General features: G+C 64.5%; 22 protein-coding genes and 1 pseudogene. 8 read left to right on the top strand and 15 right to left on the bottom strand.

The genetic code is table 11. The features are described 5' to 3' along the window. Positions 1-210: 210 nt before the first annotated feature. The 3 genes from KBX17_RS09070 to KBX17_RS09060 are packed head-to-tail and all read right to left on the bottom strand — an operon-like array spanning position 211 to position 2,087. Positions 211-930, bottom strand: coding sequence for a hypothetical protein (locus KBX17_RS09070; protein ID WP_256019497.1), 720 nt, complete (start codon positions 928-930; stop codon positions 211-213). Between the two features lie 14 nt (positions 931-944). Continuing rightward, on the bottom strand, positions 945-1,841 hold the full coding sequence (locus KBX17_RS09065; RefSeq protein ID WP_255996080.1) for a DUF3152 domain-containing protein: 897 nt from the start codon (positions 1,839-1,841) through the stop codon (positions 945-947). Between the two features lie 21 nt (positions 1,842-1,862). After that, on the bottom strand, positions 1,863-2,087 hold the full coding sequence (locus KBX17_RS09060) for a DUF3107 domain-containing protein (RefSeq protein WP_005286043.1): 225 nt from the start codon (positions 2,085-2,087) through the stop codon (positions 1,863-1,865). Positions 2,088-2,164: 77 nt separating this feature from the next. On the opposite strand from KBX17_RS09060, the gene KBX17_RS09055 reads away from it, so the two are divergent. Further along, the gene (locus KBX17_RS09055; RefSeq protein WP_256019496.1) at positions 2,165-3,487 is read left to right on the top strand and encodes a DEAD/DEAH box helicase; all 1,323 of its coding nucleotides are present in this window, start codon (positions 2,165-2,167) and stop codon (positions 3,485-3,487) included. Further along, positions 3,484-4,710, top strand: a complete 1,227-nt coding sequence (locus tag KBX17_RS09050) for a hypothetical protein (protein ID WP_256019494.1) — start codon at positions 3,484-3,486, stop codon at positions 4,708-4,710. The genes KBX17_RS09055 and KBX17_RS09050 overlap by 4 nt, the downstream gene beginning before the upstream one ends. Here KBX17_RS09050 and KBX17_RS09045 read toward each other — a convergent pair. Continuing rightward, positions 4,707-5,189, bottom strand: coding sequence for a hypothetical protein (locus tag KBX17_RS09045; protein WP_256019492.1), 483 nt, complete (start codon positions 5,187-5,189; stop codon positions 4,707-4,709). The genes KBX17_RS09050 and KBX17_RS09045 overlap by 4 nt on opposite strands. Positions 5,190-5,717: 528 nt before the next feature. Between KBX17_RS09045 and KBX17_RS09040 the strand changes: the two genes are divergently transcribed. Both KBX17_RS09040 and KBX17_RS11570 read left to right on the top strand, forming a co-directional pair. Further along, positions 5,718-5,975 carry a WhiB family transcriptional regulator gene (locus tag KBX17_RS09040; RefSeq protein ID WP_005286053.1) on the top strand — a complete coding sequence of 86 codons (258 nt, stop codon included), beginning with the start codon at positions 5,718-5,720 and terminating at the stop codon, positions 5,973-5,975. A gap of 108 nt (positions 5,976-6,083) precedes the next feature. Continuing rightward, complete coding sequence (locus KBX17_RS11570; RefSeq protein ID WP_095066802.1) at positions 6,084-6,158, top strand: 50S ribosomal protein bL37; 75 nt, start codon at positions 6,084-6,086, stop codon at positions 6,156-6,158. Positions 6,159-6,235: 77 nt separating this feature from the next. Here KBX17_RS11570 and KBX17_RS09035 read toward each other — a convergent pair whose 3' ends face one another. Both KBX17_RS09035 and KBX17_RS09030 read right to left on the bottom strand, forming a co-directional pair. Further along, positions 6,236-6,511: an anti-sigma factor gene (locus KBX17_RS09035; RefSeq protein WP_256019490.1), complete on the bottom strand. Its 276-nt coding sequence runs from the start codon at positions 6,509-6,511 to the stop codon at positions 6,236-6,238. Continuing rightward, positions 6,511-7,086, bottom strand: a complete 576-nt coding sequence (locus tag KBX17_RS09030; RefSeq protein ID WP_005286057.1) for a sigma-70 family RNA polymerase sigma factor — start codon at positions 7,084-7,086, stop codon at positions 6,511-6,513. The genes KBX17_RS09035 and KBX17_RS09030 overlap by 1 nt, the downstream gene beginning before the upstream one ends. 28 nt (positions 7,087-7,114) lie before the next feature. On the opposite strand from KBX17_RS09030, the gene ybaK reads away from it, so the two are divergent. Continuing rightward, positions 7,115-7,585, top strand: coding sequence for a Cys-tRNA(Pro) deacylase (gene ybaK / locus KBX17_RS09025; protein ID WP_256019489.1), 471 nt, complete (start codon positions 7,115-7,117; stop codon positions 7,583-7,585). A 2-nt stretch (positions 7,586-7,587) separates the two neighbouring features. Here the strand turns inward: ybaK and KBX17_RS09020 are convergent. After that, a pseudogene (locus tag KBX17_RS09020) lies at positions 7,588-7,893 on the bottom strand (SOS response-associated peptidase family protein); the annotation flags it as partial. A 19-nt stretch (positions 7,894-7,912) separates the two neighbouring features. On the opposite strand from KBX17_RS09020, the gene aroA reads away from it, so the two are divergent. Together aroA and KBX17_RS09010 are read left to right on the top strand one after the other, a co-directional pair. Then, positions 7,913-9,193, top strand: coding sequence for a 3-phosphoshikimate 1-carboxyvinyltransferase (gene aroA, locus KBX17_RS09015; protein ID WP_256019487.1), 1,281 nt, complete (start codon positions 7,913-7,915; stop codon positions 9,191-9,193). Continuing rightward, entirely contained in the window at positions 9,186-10,334 is a 1,149-nt protein-coding gene (locus KBX17_RS09010) for a ribosome small subunit-dependent GTPase A (RefSeq protein WP_005286068.1), read from the top strand. The genes aroA and KBX17_RS09010 overlap by 8 nt, the downstream gene beginning before the upstream one ends. Before the next feature lie 211 nt (positions 10,335-10,545). Here the strand turns inward: KBX17_RS09010 and KBX17_RS09005 are convergent, their stop codons facing one another. Then, positions 10,546-11,040: a hypothetical protein gene (locus tag KBX17_RS09005; RefSeq protein WP_255994562.1), complete on the bottom strand. Its 495-nt coding sequence runs from the start codon at positions 11,038-11,040 to the stop codon at positions 10,546-10,548. A 1-nt stretch (position 11,041) separates the two neighbouring features. After that, positions 11,042-11,452: an HAD-IA family hydrolase gene (locus KBX17_RS09000; RefSeq protein ID WP_255994577.1), complete on the bottom strand. Its 411-nt coding sequence runs from the start codon at positions 11,450-11,452 to the stop codon at positions 11,042-11,044. A 130-nt stretch (positions 11,453-11,582) separates the two neighbouring features. Here KBX17_RS09000 and KBX17_RS08995 point away from each other — a divergent pair, with 130 nt between their 5' ends. Beyond that, positions 11,583-11,957, top strand: coding sequence for a hypothetical protein (locus KBX17_RS08995; protein WP_256019486.1), 375 nt, complete (start codon positions 11,583-11,585; stop codon positions 11,955-11,957). A 3-nt stretch (positions 11,958-11,960) separates the two neighbouring features. On the opposite strand, the gene secA is transcribed toward KBX17_RS08995, so the two are convergent. From secA to mtrA, 6 genes are all read right to left on the bottom strand, one after another. Continuing rightward, positions 11,961-14,531, bottom strand: coding sequence for a preprotein translocase subunit SecA (gene secA / locus KBX17_RS08990; protein ID WP_005286080.1), 2,571 nt, complete (start codon positions 14,529-14,531; stop codon positions 11,961-11,963). A 164-nt stretch (positions 14,532-14,695) separates the two neighbouring features. Then, entirely contained in the window at positions 14,696-15,370 is a 675-nt protein-coding gene (gene hpf, locus KBX17_RS08985) for a ribosome hibernation-promoting factor, HPF/YfiA family (RefSeq protein ID WP_256019484.1), read from the bottom strand. 136 nt (positions 15,371-15,506) lie between these two features. Further along, entirely contained in the window at positions 15,507-16,130 is a 624-nt protein-coding gene (locus KBX17_RS08980; RefSeq protein WP_256019482.1) for a ComF family protein, read from the bottom strand. Positions 16,131-16,151: 21 nt separating this feature from the next. Beyond that, positions 16,152-17,942 carry an LpqB family beta-propeller domain-containing protein gene (locus tag KBX17_RS08975; protein WP_256019480.1) on the bottom strand — a complete coding sequence of 597 codons (1,791 nt, stop codon included), beginning with the start codon at positions 17,940-17,942 and terminating at the stop codon, positions 16,152-16,154. 8 nt (positions 17,943-17,950) lie between these two features. Beyond that, a complete protein-coding gene (gene mtrB / locus KBX17_RS08970) occupies positions 17,951-19,573 on the bottom strand; it encodes an MtrAB system histidine kinase MtrB (protein ID WP_370687289.1) in 1,623 nt (540 codons plus the stop codon). Positions 19,574-19,636: 63 nt separating this feature from the next. After that, entirely contained in the window at positions 19,637-20,311 is a 675-nt protein-coding gene (mtrA, locus tag KBX17_RS08965) for an MtrAB system response regulator MtrA (protein WP_005286095.1), read from the bottom strand. Between the last annotated feature and the right edge of the window lies 1 nt (position 20,312).

Here is a 20,312-nt window from a genome sequence, read left to right as displayed (position 1 = left end):
CGTTTTCTAATCGGGCCCGGTGCGCGCCCCGATCGGCAAATAGGGGTCCGGTGCAGGCCCCACCCGGCGAATAGCTAGAGCCAGACAGCTAGATTGTCCGAATTTTGGCCCGAAACGGAGCCTTCTAGTCGTCTGAATCTAGCTAATCGCCATGGGGAGGGGGCTGCAAGCCTCGGCGAGCCCCAAGCGGCGAGCCCCAAGCGCAGACGGCTAGAGCGCCAACAAACCCCGAACGCGCTCGATCCGCTCGGTCTGTACCGCCGCCACGTGAGGGTTACCGGCCGCCAAGATCGCCCTGTACTCCAACGCGCGCTCGCACAGGAAGAACAGGTCCGGGATGTGGGACCAGCGGCTGAGGACGTGGTCGTCGACGGCGCCGGCCAACAGCCCGTCGATAAGCGTCAGGGCCGCGGTGTAACCGTGCGGGCGCGGCTCGGCGCTGGGCACAATGTCGCTGAGCGCGGGGGCGAGCGAGCCGGAGAAAAGGCAACAGGCGAGGAAATCCGCGTGGGTGAGCTGCCCGCCCTTGACGGCGGCGCCGGGCGCGGAAGACCAAGCGGCACGCTCGGCGCGGGCCCAAGCATCATCACGCTGGATGGCGGGGGCGGGGAAATAGGCGACAGCGTCGTCGAAACGCAAGGCTGCGGCGATCGCCTCGTCGATACGGGGGCCGGGCTGGCCCTCGATGAAGTCGGTGGCGCGGAAACCGGCCAGAGTGAAGCGGCCGTCGGTGGTTCGGACGGGCCGCGCGATCCGCAGACCCGGAACGGTGACCTTTTCCCGCAGTTTCGACGACCACGCGGCGTGCGCGGGCGCAGAAGAAATGACGATGCGCCCGTAGCGTACCCCGTTGCCCCACTCGTTGCCGAGCGGCTCCGGGCGTGCGTCATCGACTTGGAAAGACGTCAATACATGCCCCGGAATCGCCATATCAGCCGCCTTTCCTACAACGCAGCCGGGCGCGGGTACGGCCACGGGTTCGCAAGGCAGGTGTCCGCGTTATCCGGGTAGACCTCGCTCGGCGCGACACGCAGCAGCTCAGCGTTGTTCAGGCTCAGAGTCTGCTGCATCATGATCGGCGCGAGCTCCCCGTTGGTCGGGCACGGCTCGTGGGCCGCATACCCCAGGGCGTGGCCGACCTCGTGGTTGATCACGTACTGGCGGTAGGACCCCAAGTCACCGTTGAAGGGGGCGGCACCGCGGACCCAGCGGGACTCGTTGATGAGCACCCTGTCACCGTGCTCCTCACTGAAGAGACGGCACGACGTTTCCAGGCCCAAGTCGTCGCCGCACAACTCGCGGGCTGTTCCCACCGATGCCAGTTGGATACGCAGATCCGGTTCATCACTGGCGCTGACGTGCTCGAAGCGCACACCCGGATCATTAGTCCACCCGCGCGGGTCGGACAAGGTGGTGTCCACCATCGTGGCAAAGCTGTCATCGCCACCGAAGCGGCTGGTGTCAATGCCGTCTTCAACCTCGGTGCTGAAGCGCACCACCTGCTCTTCGCCCTTGCCCACGTTCATTCCGGGCGCACCGATGGGGCGGAACGTGCCCGCCCCTTCCTCGGTGTAGGGGCCGCCTGGGGGCAACTCCGTGATGGCTACCTCCCCCTCGGGCATCGGCGCCACCGTTTTGCGGGTCTCCTGCTCCTGCTCCTCCACCTGTCCCGGAGCGCGGTCTGATGCACCGATGGTCTCCCCGGACGGGGTGTTGACAATGCTCCAGATGACCAGCGCCGTCACCACAATCAAGACGGGAATGGCATACGCGCGCCAACCGTAGGTGCGCGCGAAGCGTGCCAGAGCGCCGTCGCTGGCGGTGTCGGGGTGGTGGCTCATAGGGGTTAATCTATCCCGGGCTTAACCGGAGAAGCCAACAGCACGCGGGGTGGAGTTACCCAATTCCACATAGAGGATGCGCTCGGTGCGCACGACGAACTTCATGCCGCGCTCGTCCTCCAGGGTCAGCGTCGGTGCGCCGGATTCGATGGCACGGGTAATCTGCCCCTGGATGTCCTCCTGGTTCTGCGGGGAGGTGATGGACAGTTCGCGGTGGCTGTCAGCCAAACCAATCTTGATTTCCATTGTGTCCTTAAACTTCGTTGTTACTTGCTCGTTGCTGCAATGGTCACATTGTAACGGTGGGCAGTTAAGATGTTCACGTGTCCGATCAGCAACCCACCTTCGCCGAGCTCGGTGTCGCCGCAGAGATTGTGGAGGCGCTCGGAGAGTCCGGCATTGAGCGCGTTTTCTCCATCCAGGAGTTGACGTTGCCGCTCGCGTTGGCGGGCCGCGATCTGATCGGTCAGGCCCGCACGGGCATGGGTAAGACGTTCGCCTTTGGGGTTCCCCTGTTGGACCGCGTGTTCGACGATGCGGCAATTGAGGAACTTGACGGCACCCCGCGCGCTCTGGTGATCACCCCCACGCGCGAGCTCGCAGTTCAGGTCAGCGAGGATCTCACGCTGGCAGCGTCGAAAACGCCCGTCCGCTTGACGACGATTTATGGCGGCCGCCCCTACGACGAGCAACTGAACGCCCTGGAAGCCGGTGTCGATGTCGTGGTGGGCACGCCCGGCCGTCTGCTGGACCTGCATGAGCGCGGCGACCTGGTCTTGGACCGCGTGGCCATTCTCGTGCTCGATGAGGCCGACGAGATGCTCGACCTGGGCTTCCTGCCCGACATCCAGCGGCTGTGGGGAGCGTTGAGTCAGCCGCTGCAGACGATGCTGTTCTCCGCCACGATGCCAGCACCGATTCTGAAGCTGGCGCGGGAGATGATGAACAAGCCGGTGCACATCCGCGCCGAGTCTGCTGATTCCTCCCAGCTGCACGACACCACCAAGCAGGTCGTGTTCGTCTCCCACAAGATGGATAAGCCGAAGGTTGTCGCCCGCGTGCTGCAGGCCGACGGCCGTGGCCGGACCATTATTTTCACCCGCACGAAGCGCACCGCCGCTGAGGTCGCCGAGGACGTGGCGCGGCGCGGTTTCGCCGTCGGCTCCGTCCACGGTGACCTGGGGCAATCTGCCCGCGAGCGGTCGCTGGAGGCGTTCCGCAAGGGGGATGTGGAAATCCTCGTGGCCACTGATGTCGCCGCCCGAGGAATCGATGTCGACGACGTCACTCACGTGATCAACTACCAAACTCCGGATGACCCGATGACCTATGTCCACCGCATTGGCCGCACCGGCCGCGCGGGCCGCACAGGCACGGCTGTGACCTTGGTCGGGTTCGATGAAACCGGGAAGTGGAAGATCATTTCCGACGAGCTGGGCCTGGACATGCCGGAGCCGCCGTCGTGGTTCTCCACGTCGCCCGAGCTTTTCGACGCGTTGAGCATCCCCGAGGATGCCGCGTCCTCCGTCGGACCGGCCCGGGAGGTGCACGGCATCCCCAAGCGCTCCGGCGGTGAGGGGCAGAAGCAGCGGTCCCGCTCGCGTTCTGGCTCCGGTTCGCGCTCGCGTTCCGGGAGGCGCCGATGAGCTCCAACACTCCCCTGCGGCGCACCCGTGGAGACCTCATCGCCACGGCCGTGATCGCGGCCGTATGCGTTTTGCTCCTGCTCATTGCGTACTTCACGGCGCCGATCCGCCAAGACGAGCTCGCACCTGCCGCCGAAGAATTCCCCGATGCCGGCATTTTGGCGAACGTGCCGAACGGCCTCACTGAGAGTCACACCTTGCCGGATGCTTCCCCCTCGCCAAGGCCTCTCGTGGTCAATGGTCTCGTGATCACTTACGCAGACAACACGATTACCGCCACGAACCCGGCGGGTGAGCCAGAGTGGACCTACAAGCGCGGCCCTGAGCTGTGCGGCATGGCCAGCGCATGGGGCAACGTCGTTGCTGTGTACCGCACCAAGATCGGATGCGGCGATGTTGTGTCCATTAAGGCAGCGACCGGCCAATACGTGGACACCCGTTCCGCTATCTCACCCGAGCACGTGGCTGTCATCGCGTCGAATGACCGCGTGGGCAGCGTCGGTAATGCGGGCATCTCGCGTGCCGAGTTGTGGCGCTCCGACTTGGTCCGCACCGTCGAGTACGGCGAACTGGAAGCACGCCAGGAGCCGGAGACGCAACCGAACCCCGGTTGCACCCTGACCTCCGCGCTCACCCGCACCGAGCTGTTGGCCATCACGGAGCGTTGTGAAGACGGGGCGTGGCTGCGCTTCCAGAAGACCACTCCGGAGGATTCCCGTAAACCGGAGATGCACGACGGGTCCGTCGCCATCCCGGAGGGCGCCTACCTTGTGGGCATCAGCCAGGACGCCGCGGCGATCCACGACCCGGCGACCTCCAAGGTCACCTCCTACGACAAGGATGGCGTGGAACTCGCCAGCGCATCCGTCCCAGAGTCGAACCTGCTGGCGGACTCCGCGATCGGTGTCGCCGACGTCCAGACTGCGGATCTGCCGCACCACATGAGCTACTTCGACGGCAACAACCTGCTCCTGCTTGACCCGGCTACCTTGGCCGTGACCACGATTTACCAGGGCGCGCTCGGCACCGGTGCCGCCATTGGTGGCCGGCTGCTCTACGCCAGCTCAGACGGCATCGCCGTGGCGGATTGGGATAGCGAGACAGTGGAGAAAGTCATCCCTGTCGACCGTGGCGGTTTCACGGGGCAGGTGGCGGTGGCGTCGGCAGGGCCGACCATCGTCGAAAAGCGAGGCGCTGACGTCGTCGTGCTGGACGCGTCCTAGCGCTGCTGTCGCGCGCGGCGCTTGTCAAAGTTCGATGTCGCCCAATCCGTCGATGCCGGGTGAAGCGCGCACCCGAGTGCGAGCATCGCCGCGATCAGCGTGGTCACGCCGAGTGCGACTGCTCCCCCGCTGAACATGAAGAACGTTATGCCGAGCAGCAGCACGTTGATGAACACGATGATGGATCGGCCCCACTGGCCACCGCGCAGGATGTTGATGGCGCCGTAGAGCATCGGCCCGAAGGCTGCCAGGATGAACAGTGCCGTGCCCACTCCCACGAAGGCGAAAGCGGCGGTGTCCGACTCCACTAAAGCCTCATCTGCCCCCATGCGTGCCTGCGTGATGGCGAAGTAGATGCCGTAGCCGATCGCGGCGACACCTTCGACGATTGCGACCGTGGCAGACATTTTCATCGGCGCAGGCGCAGACGTAGGCGCGAGGGTGTCCGGGGTTTCTTGGGGGCTGGGTGTCGAACTCACGCATCTCATCCTATGTGGCGTCCGCGATTTGACGAACTCCCCTTGCACGGTTTTCCCGCGGTGCCCCCGTTTGTGCACCACAACGGGGTTTTCGCTTATCGACGCTTCGTCCCTCCCCCCTCCAAACCCCAGCCGGCAAGCAGCACTGAATATGAATTAGGTCACAATTTGGCGTTAACCCCTAGCGCGCGCTATGTAAACATGCCATTATTCTCGGGTAGCAAAAACAAAGAGCTAGTTACCTAGCCACTAACTCCAAGCCACCACGGAGTTAACATCCGGTAAACGGAAGACGGGTCTCGGAGCCACCGAGAACACCGCCCGTAGGGAAGCCGGATTCTTCTACTTTGCGCAAACCCTGATCTCCAGGATCACCGTGACCGCAGTGTGCCTGTACCGCACTCGCTTTGAGGCGTTGTGCTTTCCAGATGCATGCCTGCTTCACGGGGGTTTGTTAGTGGTGCGCACGCTCGACCAAGAACGCAACAACATCACACAGAACCCACTGAATTAAAGGAGACCCCCATCATGGATTGGCGCCACGAAGCTGTTTGCCGCGACGAAGACCCCGAACTGTTCTTCCCGGTCGGTAACTCCGGCCCCGCACTGTCCCAGATCGCCCAGGCCAAGCTGGTCTGCAACCGCTGCCCCGTCACCTCCCAGTGCCTGAAGTGGGCACTTGAGACCGGCCAGGATGCTGGTGTGTGGGGCGGCATGTCCGAGGAAGAGCGCCGCGCGCTGAAGCGCCGCAACAAGCAGCGCAACCGCCAGCGCCTTTCCGCTTAAAGTCCCGCTGCCACAGCGGTGTGAACGGGGGCAATTATCGCCCCACCGCTCCACCCCGATACAGTGAACGCATAGTTCCTAACACACCGATGGCCCAAGGAGGTCGTGATGAGCAAGCGTGGTCGTAAGCGCAAGGACCGCCGCAAAAAGAGTGCAAACCGCGGCAAGCGTCCCAACTCTTAAGCACGAATAGAAATGTCCCTTCGCCGAGAAATCGGTGAGGGGACATTTTTGCTGCCAGTCTGCCCCGGCAGATTGCGCTAGTCGAAGAGGGTCTGGGTGTAGGACACCGAGGAAATGGAGATTGACTGCACGATCTTCTGCCGGAGTCCTTCCGGGGCTTGGTCCTGGCAGTTGCACCGCCGGACGATGGAGCGCACTTGCTTCTCCGACTCGAGCCACGCAAAAGATTGGGGGCAGGCTTGAATGATGGCTTCGATCTCGTCGGCACGCTCGGCAGGTGTGGCCGGGTCGAAGTATTCGCACAAAAGCGCGTGAGCCTGGGCGGGCTCGATGCGGCACTCGTCTTGAGACATTAGTTCGCGTCCTCCAAACCGATTCCTTGCGCGTTTGCTACGTCCTTCAACAACCCGCGCAGCTGTTTTCTTCCACGGTGCAGCCGGGACATCACTGTGCCGATGGGAATGTCCAGCGCTTCGGCGATTTCCTTGTAGGCCAAACCCTCGACGTCGGAGAGGTAGACGACCATGCGGTAGTCGTCGTTAAGCGAGTTCATCGCGTCGGCGATTTGCTGGTCCGGAAGATTGTCCAGCGCCTCAACCTCAGCCGATTGCAGACCTGTCGAATCGTGCGAGCTGGTGGTGTACAGCTGGCGGTCCGTGACGTCTTCGGCGGACGTCTCCAGCGGGCGGCGCTGCTTCTTGCGGTAGCTGTTGATGTACGTGTTCGTCATGATGCGGTACATCCACGCCTTCAAGTTCGTGCCCTCTTTGAAGGAATCGAACGCGTTGAACGCCTTGAGGTAGGTCTCCTGCACCAGGTCCTCTGCGTCTTGCGGGTTGCGCGTCATCCGCAGGGCGCCGCCGTAGAGCTGGTCCAGCAGCGGCATGGCCTCCTCGGTGAAGCGGCGCTCGAGGTCTTTATCGGGCATGGGTGCCACTATAGCTAGGCTTGCTGCCATGGCTGCCCGTACCCGCGCGCTGGAAGCGCTTGAAACTGCCGGTATCGACTATGAGCTGCTCGAATACGCTGCGCACAGCGATCACTTCGGTGATCACGCCGTCGCGGAGCTCGGCCTGGACCCCACGTTGACGCTGAAGACACTCGTGATTTCCCACGGCCGCGACTTCGCCGTGTGCTGCGTGCCGGTCTCAGGCCACTTGTCGCTGAAGAAAGCTGCCAAGGCTCTGGGCTGGAAGAACGCCGAGATGGCAGACCCTGCCGCCGCGCAGCGCATGACGGGCTATGTCGTCGGTGGCATCTCGCCGCTGGGCACCTCCCGGGCCTTGCCCACGCTTATCGACGCCTCCGTCGCCCACACCGACCGCATCACCTGCTCCGCCGGCCAACGCGGTCTCTCGTTCGCGGTGAGCCCGCAGGACCTCGCGGCGGCAGCGGGGGCTGAGTTCGCCGACATCGCCAGCAGCTAGTTAAGCCGCCGGCGTTCCTTGAACGCGGCCCGGAAGGACGGTTTCTCCGCCACGGTCTCCCCGCGCGCGTTGAACAGCGGCGGGCCGTCCTCGTCCTTCTTCCAAGTGGGCAACAGGCCCCAGCGCGCGGAGTCGATCTGCGCAGCGGACTCGGCAATCCGGATGAGCGGCACCTGGTTGGTCGGCGCGATGTTGTACCGCGGCGGCGGGGTGCCGTCGGGTGTGGCCACATCGGTCACGCCGGGAAGCTGGCTGACGGCTTCGACGAGATCGTGGCCGGTGGTGAAGAGAACGAAGCGTCCGCACATGCTCGGTAATATTAACCGCATGACGCAACTCTGGCCCGCGCCCTACCACCCCGACCCCATCATCCACACCCAGGTGATTCCGGGGTCGAAGTCGTTGACGAACCGAGCCTACGTGCTCGCCGCCCTCGCTGACGGACCATCGACGCTGGTCGGAGCTTTGCGTTCCCGCGACACCGATCTCATGGAGTCCGCGCTGGAGAGCATGGGCGTGCAGTTCACGCGCGATGGGGAGGCGGTCACTGCCACCCCAGGCGCGCTCACAGGCGCCCAAGTCGACTGTGGGCTCGCAGGCACCGTCATGCGGTTCGTGCCCGCCGTCGCAGCGTTCGCGTCCGGGCCCGTGCTTATCGACGGCGACCCACAAGCCCGCTCCCGCCCCGTCTCGACCATCCTCAACGCGCTTCGCGACCTTGGCGTTGACGTGGAGGGGGATTCCCTGCCGTTCACGGTGAATGGATCGGGATCGGCGCTGGGGGGACGGGTGGAGATTGATGCGTCGTCAAGCTCGCAGTTTGTGTCGGCCTTGCTTTTGGCTGGTGCCCGCTTTGAGCGCGGCATGCAACTGGTGCACACCGGCGGGAAGCTGCCGTCGATGCCGCACATTCAGATGACTGTCGACATGGTGCGCGACGCCGGCGTGACCGTTGAGACCGGTGACAACGAGTGGACCGTGCAGCCTGGCCCCATCGCCGGGCGGACGTGGATGATCGAGCCGGACCTGTCTAACGCCACCCCGTTTCTCGCGGCAGCGGCCGTGACCGGCGGCGAAGTGACTGTCCCTTTCTGGCCGCAGGAAACCACGCAGGCCGGGGACGCGATCCGCGGCATTCTCCAACGCATGGGTTGCGACGTGTCGCTGGTCCCCAACGGGCCGGCGCACGCGCTGAAAGTCACCGGCCCGGAAGGCGGAAAACTGCGCGGGATCTCGCTGGACATGAGTGACATCGGCGAACTCACCCCGACGGTCGCCGCGCTTGCTGCCCACGCCACCACACCGTCCGAACTCACAGGCATCGCGCACCTGCGCGGCCACGAAACCGACCGCCTCGCAGCGCTCTCCGCCGAGATCAACGCGCTGGGCGGCCAGTGCAACGAGCTTGACGACGGCCTGCGCATCACCCCCGCCCCCCTCCACTCCGGCACCTGGCACTCCTATGCCGACCACCGCATGGCCACCGCCGGTGCGATCATCGGTCTGACCGTTGAGGGTGTTTCCGTCGAGGACATCGGGACGACAGCGAAGACGCTGCCCGGGTTCGAGCACATGTGGACCGGCATGGTCGGCGGTGCCCATGGCTAGACGCGCCTCGCGGGACTTCTCCAGCTACGACGAATCCGATGTCCGCGTCCGCCCCGGCAAAGGCTCGCGCCCGCGGACAAAGGACCGGCCGAAACATGAAGATGCCGTCGTTGGCCTCGTCGTGTCGAAGGACCGCGGCCGGTGGGGCGTCGTCCTGGAGGAAGGCCCGGAGGCCGGCACGCGCGTGGTGTGCATGCGCGCCCGCGAACTCGGCCGCACTTCCATCGAGGTCGGCGACCGCGTCGGCGTCGTTGGCGACACCTCCGGCCAGAAGGACACCCTCGCGCGCATTGTGAAACGCCAGGAGCGCACGTCTGAGCTGCGGCGCACTGCCGATGACACCGACCCGTACGAGCGCATCGTCGTCGCCAACGCCGAGATCCTCCTCATCGTCTGCGCTGTGGCTGATCCCCCGCCGCGCACCGGTTTCGTCGAGCGCGCCCTCATCGCCGCGTTCGTCGGCGGCGTCACGCCTGTCGTGTGCTTGACCAAATCTGACCTGGACGACCCCGGCGAGTTCGAGCGCGAGCTGCGCGACTTGAACGTCGACGTCCTGCGCACCGGCATCGAGGATGACCTCGCGCATCTCCGCTCGCTTATCGACGGCCGCCTCTCCGCCCTCATCGGCCACTCCGGCGTCGGAAAATCAACCCTGGTCAACCGGCTCGTCCCCGACGCGAACCGTGAAACCGGGGAGGTCTCCGGGGTTGGTAAAGGCCGCCACACCTCTACTCAGTCGGTGGCGCTCGAGCTCCCCGCCGATGGGGACACCGCACAGGATGGCGCGACCGAGGTTGAATCCGGCGGCTTCGAGTCTGGCGGCTGGATCATCGACACCCCGGGTATCCGCTCCTTCGGCCTCGCCCACGTCTCGCCAGACGATGTCATCGCGACGTTCCCGGATCTTGCCGAGGCCACCGAGGCCTGCCCCCGCGGCTGCACCCACATGGGTCCGCCAGCTGATCCGGAATGTGCGTGGGACCAGCTCGCCACCGAGACCACCGACACCGCTGACACCGCTGCGCCCGCTGACACCGCTGCGACCGCCTCGGGCGGCGAGGATTCGGTGATCCGCCGCCGGGTCGACGCGGTCCGCAGCCTGCTTGCGGCCCTCCGCATCAACGAAACCACCTACGACTAGGTACCCGCAGCCGCCCCAGCAGGCTCCCGGCAGACCTCCCCACCGCGAATGACTAGATCCAAACAGCTAGTTTGTTGGTTTATCGGCCCCAAATCGAACGAACTAGCTGTCTGGAACTAGCTAACCGGGAAATGGGGGTGGCAGGCCGGGACGGCGGGGCAGCAGGGCGCTAGGCTAGGCCAGCGGCGCCGGCCCAGCGGGCCGGGGGCGGCTAGAGCAGCTCGATGAGGAAGGGCAGCTCGGTGGGGTCGTAAAAGGCCAGGTAGTTGTCCTGGGCGTCGCCGACGGCGAGTTCGGCGTCTTGGTCGCCGAGGTCGGCTTCGTCGATAAGCTCTGTGGCGCGGCGTGTGGCATCCTCGGCTTCGGCGATGTCGATGTGGATGGCAGCGACGTCTTCAAGCGCGACGGGACCGGCGAGTTTGACCGTGGACTCCCCCATCTCCGGCTCCAGGCTCGCGTCAACGTCGGCGGAAATGACCACGCGGCGGTATGGGAAGTCCTCCTCGTCACCGATGGCGAGCAGGCGCAGGGATGCCAGGGCGGCGTCGTCGAACGCGACGAGTTCGATCTCTTCCTCGTCACCGGAGGTGAAGAACTCGGTCAGCGCCGGCGTCGCGGCGAATGCCCAGCCGTTGCGGGCGTGGATCAGCCCATCGTTGTCGAGCTGTTTGAGCATGCCGAACGTGGCGGGGATGTACACGCGCACGCTAGAACTCGCCCTCGATGTCGAACAGGGACTGGATCTCCACGACGGTGCGGTCGAAGGCAGTGTGGAGGATGCCGATCAAACCGGCTTCGACGGCGCCGCGGACGTTGAGGATGTTGTCGTCAATCAGCGCGCATTCGTTCAGCGGCACGTCCATCGCGTCGGCAGCAGCCTGGAATGCAGCGGCCTCGGGCTTTTCCGCGCCGATCTCACCGGACAGGACCACCGCGTCGACGTGGCCGCGGAACTCCCACTCGCGGATGTGGTCCGCGTCAGGCCCGCCCGGATCGTTGGAGAGGATCGAGGTGGCAATGTCGTGCTCGCGCAGCGCGGCCAGCAGCTCTCGCCAGCGGCGGGTGTCTTCCTCATCGACGTCCAGAACACCGCAGTAGTCCACGATCAAACCCTGCATCATCCACGTCCTTTCATTGCTCACTGCAGTGCGCATCACCGCGCCCCGCAGGACTGCTTTTACCGGCACAATGATACATAGCCCACGTCGCGTCCGCTGCCGCCATTGTCCCGCCCCTATGGAGGCACGCATGTACCATCCTGTCCCCGGTCACACCCACTTGAAGGTCCTTGTTCCGGAGCCTGCGGTCGGCCCGGAGCCGGAATCTCCGTTGCCGAGCGGTTCGCGGTTGTCGCCGCTTGTGCGCATTGCTCTCGACGCCGCGTTCGGTGTCCGAGAGCTGCGCGTTCTGCAACAACGCACGTACAGCTTCGGTGTGCGCAAACACGTTGCGGCGCGGCGTCGCGCGTTTCCGTCGCCCTCGACCGTGCGCGTGCTGTCGTGCCACGGCCGCGACACGCCCCACGGCACCGAGCTCTACGGCAGCATTGTGTCTGACGGGAGAACGTATGGCTGGGTCGCGCTTATCGACGACGGCCGCCTGATCACCTTCCGCATCCTATGAGGATCAGACCTGGACGGTGCCAGGACCCTCTGCGCCGTTGCCGTCAACGCCGTCCTGCTGACGCTCGAACTGCTTGCGCAGCATGAACAGCTGTCGGACGGTTTCTTCCTTCACGCCGTCGTTCATGGCGTTGAACATGTCGCCGCCCTCCTTCTGGTACTCCACCAGGGGGTCGCGCTGCGCCATGGCGCGCAGGCCGATGCCTTCCTTGAGGTAGTCCATCTCGTAGAGGTGCTCGCGCCACTTGGTGTCGATGATCGGGAGGATGACCATGCGCTCAACGTTGCGCATCTGCTCTTCGCCACCGATCTCGGCGACGTTGTCCTCCAGCTGGTCGTACTGAGCGTTGGCATCGTCGATGACGGCCTGGCGCAGCTGGGAGGCGGAAAGCTCGCCTGGGGAGCCGTACTCGGAGCCGTCGATAAGCTCGTCGGGCGTCATGGACGGGCCGTAGAGGGAATCGAGCGCGGTCCACAGCTGGTCCAGATCCCAGTCCTCGACGTAGCCGTCCATCGTGGCGCCGTCGACGTAAGCGCCGACAGTGTCGTCGATCATGCGGCGGATCTGGTCCTTGATGTCCTTGGAGTCAAGGATCTCGCGGCGCTCACGGTAGACCACCTTGCGCTGCTCATTGAGGACCTCGTCGTACTTCAGGACGTTCTTACGGGTCTCGAAGTTCTGGTTCTCCACCTGGGACTGCGCACCCTTGATGGAGCGGGACACCATGCCGGCCTCGATCGGGACATCGTCGGGAACGTTGAGGCGGTTCATCATGTTCTCCATGGACGCACCGACAAAGCGAACCATCAGCTCATCGCGCATGGAGAGGTAGAAGCGGGTCTCACCCGGGTCACCCTGACGGCCAGAACGGCCGCGCAGCTGGTTGTCGATGCGGCGGGACTCGTGCCGCTCGGTGCCGATGACGTACAGGCCGCCGGCGTCGCGCACCTCGTCGCCAAGCTTCTCGCTCTTCTCTTTCGCCTGCGGCAAACCGGCATCCCATGCTTCCTGGTATGCCTCTTCGTCCTCGAAGGGGTCCAGGCCCTGCTCCTGCAGGCGGGCGTCGAGCAGGACTTCCGGGTTGCCGCCGAGCACGATATCGGTACCGCGGCCGGCCATGTTGGTGGACACGGTCACGTTGCCGGGCAGGCCGGCCTCGGCGATGATGCGGCCCTCTTCCTCGTGGTACTTCGCGTTGAGCACGTTGTGCTTGACACCCTTGCGGGTGAGCAGCTGCGACAGGTACTCAGAGCGCTCGACGGAGGTGGTACCCACCAACACCGGCTGGCCTTTGTTCACGTGCTCCGCGATGTCCTCGGCCACAGCGGCGAACTTCGCTTCCTGAGTCTTGTAGATCAGGTCGTCGTGGTCCTTGCGGATGTTCGGCTTGTTCGGCGGGATCGCCACCACACCCAGCTTGTAAATCTGGCTGAGCTCGGCGGCCTCCGTCTCCGCGGTACCGGTCATGCCGGCAAGCTTGTTGTACAAACGGAAGTAGTTCTGCAGGGTGACGGTGGCCAGGGTCTGGTTCTCGTTCTTGATCTCCACGCCCTCTTTGGCCTCGATCGCCTGGTGCATGCCCTCGTTGTAACGGCGACCCGGCAGGATGCGGCCGGTGAACGCGTCGACGATGAGGACCTCACCCTGGCGGACGATGTAGTCCTTGTCGCGGGTAAACAGCTCCTTCGCCTTGATGGCGTTGTTCAGGTAGCTGACCAGGCTGGAGTTTTCCGGCGCGTAGAGGTTATCGATGCCGAGCTGGTCTTCGACGTACTCCACACCGACCTCGGAAACACCGACGGTGCGCTTGCGCTGGTCCACGTCGTAGTGGATGCCGGCCTTCATGCGCGGCGCCAGCTGAGCGAAGACGGTGTAGAACTGGCTCGTCGAATCAGTCGGACCAGAGATGATCAGCGGAGTACGGGCCTCATCGATAAGGATCGAGTCGACCTCATCCACGATGGCGAAGTTGTGGCCGCGCTGCACCATGTCCTCCACCGACTTGGTCATATTGTCGCGCAGGTAGTCGAAACCGAACTCGTTGTTGGTGCCGTAGGTGATGTCGCAAGCATAGGCCTCCTTGCGCTCCGGCGGGCGCAGGTCCGAAAGGATCACTCCGACGGTCAGGCCGAGGAAGCGGTGCACACGGCCCATCATCTCGGCGTCACGCTTAGCCAGGTAGTCGTTCACCGTGACGATGTGCACGCCCTCGCCGCCCAGTCCGTTGAGGTAGGCCGGCAGCACCGAGGTCAGAGTCTTACCTTCACCAGTCTTCATCTCGGCGACGGAACCGAAGTGCAGGGCGGCACCACCCATGATCTGCACCTTGTAGTGCTTCTGCCCCAGCACGCGCCAGGACGCCTCCCGGGCAGTGGCAAAGGCGTCGAGCAGGATCTCATCCATGCTCGTGCCGTCTGCCAGAGCCGCCTTGAACTCGTCGGTTTTGGCCTTGAGCTCTTCATCGGTCAGCGCTGCGTACTCGTCCTCGAGGGCGAGTACCTGGTCAGCAATTTTGTCGTAACGCTTGACCGTGCGGCCTTCACCGGCGCGCAGCAGTTTGGACAGTCCGAACACGTGGTGCTTCCTTTGTGTCTGGGTCAGAATTCAAATTCAAAGGACAATTGTACGCACGCCCCGCCCAAGTCCTACTTTCAGGCAGCTGGGAAGCGTGTCGGAAGTTGCGAAACTGCCTGCCGCGGCGTGGGGCCGGGCAGGCAGCGTCGATAAGCGGCGAAGGCTTAAGCCTCTTCCTCCGGAACGAGCGTGATCAGTCCGTAGTCGTAGGCGTGGCGGCGGTAGACCACCGACGGGCGCTGGTTCTCGTCGTTGATGAACAGGTAAAAGTCGTGGCCGACAAGCTCCATCTCAGACAGAGCCTCATCGACGGACATCGGGGTGGCCGGGTGCTCCTTGGTGCGCACGACCTGGCCCGGCAGATTCTCGTTGATGGACTCCGTGTACTTGTCGGCATAACGGTCGTCCTGCTCCTGGCGTGCCTGCTCGGCCTCCGCGACGAGCTCGGAGGTGACCTCGTAGGTGGACTTCGGTGCACGGTGGCCGCCCATGGAGATCTCGCGGCGGACCTTCACTTTGCGCAGGGAACGCTCCATCTTGCCAATCGCGGACTCCAGCGCAGCGTAGAAGCTGTCCTCTTTCGCCTCCGCGCGGGCGAGGTGGCCCTTGCCGGTCGCGGTGATCTGGATGCGGTTGGCCTGCGCTTCACGGCGCGGGTTCGGCTCGTGCTTCAGCTCGACGTGGAAGAAGTTCAGCGTCGGATCGAGCTTTTCAACCTTGGCCAGTTTTGTGTTCACGCGCTCCTGGAAGTGCTCCGGAACCTCGACATTACGGCCGGTGATGGTCACCTGGGCGTTCGGGCTCAAGGTTTCTTGGCGGTTCTCGTCTGCAGAAGTCATCTGCTGCCTCCTTCGGCTTCGGATCGGACGTTTTGAACACAATCGCTATATACCGTTTCACCCAAATTATACCGCCCGCTAATATCTGTCAGCCATTAGTTCATCTTGTTCATCCATTGGTTCACTGCAACTGTGTTTACGCTGCGCACAGCACCAGGCACGCAGTAACAGTCGCGCCTGACGCCATGAGCTTTTCGACGCTCGACTGCAACGTCGCCCCCGTTGTCACCACATCATCAACCACCACGACCGGCTGCCGCGGCACCCCGGTCAGGATGACGTTTCCCTGCAGGTTGCGGCGGCGGCCGGATTCATCGAGACCGGCTTGGTCGGCCAATCGGTCGGGCAACGCCAGCACTGCATGGGTAGGGCGCCCGCTCGCCGCGCAGATCGCGGTGACGGGGTCGCCGCCGCGAGCTCGGGCCGACCGGGGGCGTGTCGGCGCGGGCACGAGGTGGATGCCGGCAGGGATGTCACCGCGGGCTTCCAGATAGCCCAGCGCGGCGGCGATGACAGCCCCGACGTGGCGGCGCACCGCAACGTTACTGTGCTCCTTCATCGCCAACACCACGCCCCGGTGCGGGTCCGCATACGGCCCAAGGGCGTACACCGGCACATGCGGGTTCACGTTCGGTGAGTGCCGGAACGGCGGGGAGGCCAACTGGCGCCGGCAGGCCGAGCACAGTAGGTGTCCGTGTTCCCCACAGCCGGCGCAGCGGCGCGGCAAGATCAGCTCACCGAACTCCCCCAGCATCCCCATGCCCGTGCCCCCGAGCTCTCTTTAGGGCCTTGGCAGCACCGGCGCCGCGCGCACGCCCTGCTGGCCGGGCACCTCACGCCAGTTCACGTTCTCGCGGATCTGCACTGGCCTCTGCATGAGCACCTTGGAGTCCGTGATGTACATCGTGTCGTCGGACGCCCCGAGGGCCACCACCGGACCGCTGATGTTGCCTGACGGCAGTGCAGTGGCCGTGGAGCCATCCATTTCTACCCGATAGACCGGAGTGTTCATGATTGACGTTCCCACCAGCAGGGACCCGTCCGGCTGCCAGTCCACAGCAACGGCTGCCCCACCGAGTTCGGTCGCGGCGTACTTCACCACGTTGACGACGGCGCGGCTGCCGTCGTCACGCCTTTCGACGACACCGACCGCCAGGTGTCCATCAATGATCATCACCACGCGCGCGCCAGTCTGGGATAACCGCAGCACGGAAATCTCCCCGCTTAAAGATTCCGGGAGGCTCATTTCGACGTCGTTGACTGTGACCTCGCCGTTCGTCGATGAGCGGTCCAGGCGCACGACGCGCTGGCCGTCGAGAACAGTCCACGCCGCAGTGTGGTCCGGCTCCAGCGAGGGGCGGGTGAGACTCTCCGCGCGCAGAACCTCCCGCGAACTCGCCTTATTGCTGTTGCCCCGGCCGCTGTCGCCGTTGTTCCCGTCAGAGCCGAGCCTGCCGAAGACCAGGGCTTGCTCCCGCTCGCTGACGTTGACCGCCGCGGCGTAAGCGCCGTCGTCACTGATGTCGATGTGGGAAATGTCGCCGATCTTGTCCAGCTCCGGGATGGACTCGACTTCACTGTCATCGCCGCCCGGATAGCTCACAGCCTTAATGGAACCGTCAGACAGCGTGTACAGGCTGGGGCCACCATCCGGCTGCGGGACTGGGTTGAGGTCAGCGAAGTCGTCGGTGGTCAACTCCACGGACTCATCGAGCAACGCGGCACCATCCGCCTTGATGGAGTACGGACCGCGCACCCCTGCTTCGTTGAGGGTCCACACCACCTGGGCGGCGAACCGGGCGCGGGTTTGCTCGTCGGCGTCGGCGAGGCCAGTGAACTCGTAGATGCCGTCGTTAAGCCCGGTGAACGCCACGTCCTCCGGGATGGCAGAGCGCACAGCGGGAGCAATGCGCTCCTCAGGGCCGCCGACGAGCATGTTCATCAACAGGGTCTCTATCGACGGGACCCGCGCATAGACCCAGCGGCGGTCCGACACGAGAGACTGCCCGGTGGTGTCGTAGTAGTAGAGGTTGCGCGGTTCATAGTGGCTGCGCAGGTCAGTGCGGTCAATGACCACCTCATTGGGCAGGGCGCCAATGCGCCATTCGCCGTCTTGCTGGGACAGCTCCATTGTCGCCTCGTACTGGCGGTTGTCACCGGGCTGGAACGCGCCACCGGGCAGCAGGTAGCCCACGATGCGGCCGGCGACAGAGTAAGAGCGCTTGTTCTGGTCCGTCGAGGCCCGCGACGTCAAGTCGAAGCTATCGAGAACGAACGTGATGTCCCGCGGCGCCCACATCTCCGCCATCGGCGCAGTCATATACCGGCGAGCAGCTTCGAAGTCCCCGGTCGGGTTCGCGGACGCAGCGAAGAACTCGCGCAGGAGTAGGTCCGGCTCCATGCCTTCGCGGGGCTCTTCGACGGGCATCGGAGCGCGCTGGTCGTTGAACGGGTGCAGCACGTGCGGCTCAGTGCTTGTCGGCAGCGTGGCGCAGCCGGTCGCAGTGAACAGCAGCCCCGCGCCAGCCAGCGCGAGTACAGCTGTGCGGCGGCGGTGAGTGCTGGGGTTCATGAAGTGCATTATCGCCCCTCTTCCTTGGAGCGCACCATCCGCTGCGCTTTCGCACCGGCAAAACCGGGGTCCACATATGCCCATCCGATCTCACGGGGAGCCACGCCAGGGCCGCCCACAGCATCTGTCGCTTCAGCAGCCCCGGGCTCCTGCGGCACCACCAAGTTCACTGGCGGCTCCGAGTAGGGAACCTCGGGATCGCGCGGCAGCACGAGCCGGAACTGGGAGCCCACGCCGGGGGTGCCGGCGGCGTCGAGAAGCCCGTGGTGCAGCTGGGCGTCCTCGCGCGAAATGGCCAGGCCCAGGCCGGTGCCGCCCGAATGGCGCTTGCGGGACGAGTCCGCACGCCAGAAGCGGTTGAACACGAGCTCCTCCTGGCCGGGTTTCAGGCCAACGCCGCCGTCGGTGACGGTGATTGCCACGGCATCCTCGTTGGAGGTGAGCTCCAGCACGACCGGGTTGCCCTCGGAGTGGTCGATGGCATTGGCCAGCAGGTTTCGCACAATGCGCTCGATACGGCGGGGATCGCCGATCATCGTGACCGGTGTGTCCGGCATGTCGAACTCCACTGCAACATCGAGCTCTTCGGCGAGGTGGCTGGTCTGTGCCCAGGCGGATTCGATCGGGCTGCGAACGTCGATGCTCGTGGCGGAGAGTTCGGCGACACCAGCGTCATGTCGCGAAATCTCCAGCAAGTCCGCCAACAGAGCCTCAAAGCGGTCGAGCTCCTTGGTCATCAGCTGGGACGCGCGACGGGCGTGGGGCTCGAGTGCTTCTTCGTCGGCGGCGATCATGTCCGCCGCCATACGCACGGTGGTCAGCGGCGTGCGTAGCTCGTGGGACACGTCGGAGGTGAACTGCCGTTGCAGGTCACCGTATTCCTCGAGCTGGTTAATCTGGCTGGACAGCTTGTCGGCCATGTTGTTGAAGGACAGCGCCAAGCGGGCCATTTCGTCCTCGCCTTCGACGGCCATGCGCTCCTTGAGGTGACCGCCGGCCAGGCGCTCTGCAATGCGGGAAGCAGAGCGGACCGGGGAAATGAGCTGTTGAGAAGACAGCCACGCAATACCCACCAGGAGCACCACCACCACGATGCCGGCAGAGGTGAGCAGACCGCGCATGAGGGCCAGGGTCTGCCGTTCGCTCTCCATGTCCATGACCAGGTAGAGCTGCAGGTCTGGAATGTCGGAGTTGGTCGGCGTGCCGATGATCATCGCGTTGTACGCTTCACCGTCGTGCTGCGCCGGCGTGAACTGGTACGCCACTTGCCCACGCCCCACGAAATCCACAAGGCGCTGCGGAATGACGAAGTTCTCTGGGGCGCTGATCGCGCCATCTTCGGACGGCACCAAGAGCACCGGCTCGTAGGCGCCTGTCGACGGCTGATCCTGCTGCGACCGCTGCGCCAACGCAGCACGCGCAGTGTTCAGGCGGCCTTGCGTGGACGTCGTCGTGGCGGTGTTCTGGAGCTGCTCTTCGACGGCAACGCGGACGCGTTCAAGGTCAGATTGGGCGTTATCGACCTTCGTGTCGACCAGGCGCTGCGTCACCACAGACGCCAGGGCTAACACGAGCACGCCCATGACAATCGTGGACACGATGAGAACCGTGCCCACGAACCTGACCTGCAGCGAGGTGCGCCACCTGTGGGAGAAGCGGTCCCTCGCCTGACCAAAACGACCCAGAGCGATCCCCTACTTACCGGTCTTGTATCCCACGCCGCGGACGGTGAGGATGATCTCCGGGTTCTCCGGGTCGTGCTCGATCTTTGAGCGCAGCCGCTGCACGTGCACGTTCACCAGACGGGTGTCGGAGGCGTTGCGGTAGCCCCACACGGATTCCAAGAGTTCTTCGCGGGTATGCACCTGCTGCGGTTTGCGCGCTAGTTCCACAAGCAGATCGAATTCGAGCGGGGTGAGAGAAATCTCCTTCCCGTCCCGGGTGACAATGTGCTGCGGCACATCCACCTGCAGATCGCCAATCTCCAGGATCTCGCTGGGTTCCTCAGAGTTCTGGCGCAGGCGCGCACGGATGCGGGCGATGAGCTCGCGCGGTTTGAACGGCTTAGTGATGTAGTCGTCCGCGCCAGATTCCAGGCCGAGCACGACATCGACAGTGTCGGTCTTGGCGGTGAGCATGACGATCGGCACGTTGGATTCCTTGCGGATTTCCTTGCAGATGTCCACGCCGCTCATGCCCGGCAGCATCAGATCCAGCAGGACCAGGTCGGGGTCCTGATCGCGGAATGCGCCGACAGCGGCACCGCCGTCGGTCACCGGAACGGCTTCAAAGCCCTCGGCTTCCAGGACGATGGTCAGCATCTCGGAGATGGCAGGGTCGTCATCAACAACCAGAATCTTCGGTGGCATC

The sequence above is a fragment of the Corynebacterium sp. CCUG 65737 genome (genome assembly GCF_024454115.1).
Classification (GTDB): Bacteria; Actinomycetota; Actinomycetes; order Mycobacteriales; family Mycobacteriaceae; genus Corynebacterium; species Corynebacterium genitalium.
The sequence above is the reverse complement of the archived record's forward strand: the minus strand, read 5'-3'. Positions and strand labels throughout refer to the sequence as shown.

Bases quoted from the DNA above. Each gene is read 5' to 3' on its own strand.
- KBX17_RS09050 (WP_256019494.1), top strand. From the start codon at position 3,484: ATGAGCTCCAACACTCCCCTGCGGCGCACCCGTGGAGACCTCATCGCC.
- KBX17_RS09010 (WP_005286068.1), top strand. From the start codon at position 9,186: ATGGCTAGACGCGCCTCGCGGGACTTCTCCAGCTACGACGAATCCGAT.
- KBX17_RS09070 (WP_256019497.1), bottom strand. From the start codon at position 930: ATGGCGATTCCGGGGCATGTATTGACGTCTTTCCAAGTCGATGACGCA.
- KBX17_RS08980 (WP_256019482.1), bottom strand. From the start codon at position 16,130: ATGGGGATGCTGGGGGAGTTCGGTGAGCTGATCTTGCCGCGCCGCTGC.
- mtrA (WP_005286095.1), bottom strand. From the start codon at position 20,311: ATGCCACCGAAGATTCTGGTTGTTGATGACGACCCTGCCATCTCCGAG.
- KBX17_RS08975 (WP_256019480.1), bottom strand. From the start codon at position 17,942: ATGAACCCCAGCACTCACCGCCGCCGCACAGCTGTACTCGCGCTGGCT.
- KBX17_RS09030 (WP_005286057.1), bottom strand. From the start codon at position 7,086: ATGCCCGATAAAGACCTCGAGCGCCGCTTCACCGAGGAGGCCATGCCG.
- ybaK (WP_256019489.1), top strand. From the start codon at position 7,115: ATGGCTGCCCGTACCCGCGCGCTGGAAGCGCTTGAAACTGCCGGTATC.
- aroA (WP_256019487.1), top strand. From the start codon at position 7,913: ATGACGCAACTCTGGCCCGCGCCCTACCACCCCGACCCCATCATCCAC.
- KBX17_RS09035 (WP_256019490.1), bottom strand. From the start codon at position 6,511: ATGTCTCAAGACGAGTGCCGCATCGAGCCCGCCCAGGCTCACGCGCTT.
- KBX17_RS09065 (WP_255996080.1), bottom strand. From the start codon at position 1,841: ATGAGCCACCACCCCGACACCGCCAGCGACGGCGCTCTGGCACGCTTC.
- hpf (WP_256019484.1), bottom strand. From the start codon at position 15,370: ATGACTTCTGCAGACGAGAACCGCCAAGAAACCTTGAGCCCGAACGCC.
- KBX17_RS09040 (WP_005286053.1), top strand. From the start codon at position 5,718: ATGGATTGGCGCCACGAAGCTGTTTGCCGCGACGAAGACCCCGAACTG.
- KBX17_RS09060 (WP_005286043.1), bottom strand. From the start codon at position 2,087: ATGGAAATCAAGATTGGTTTGGCTGACAGCCACCGCGAACTGTCCATC.
- KBX17_RS09000 (WP_255994577.1), bottom strand. From the start codon at position 11,452: ATGCAGGGTTTGATCGTGGACTACTGCGGTGTTCTGGACGTCGATGAG.
- KBX17_RS08995 (WP_256019486.1), top strand. From the start codon at position 11,583: ATGTACCATCCTGTCCCCGGTCACACCCACTTGAAGGTCCTTGTTCCG.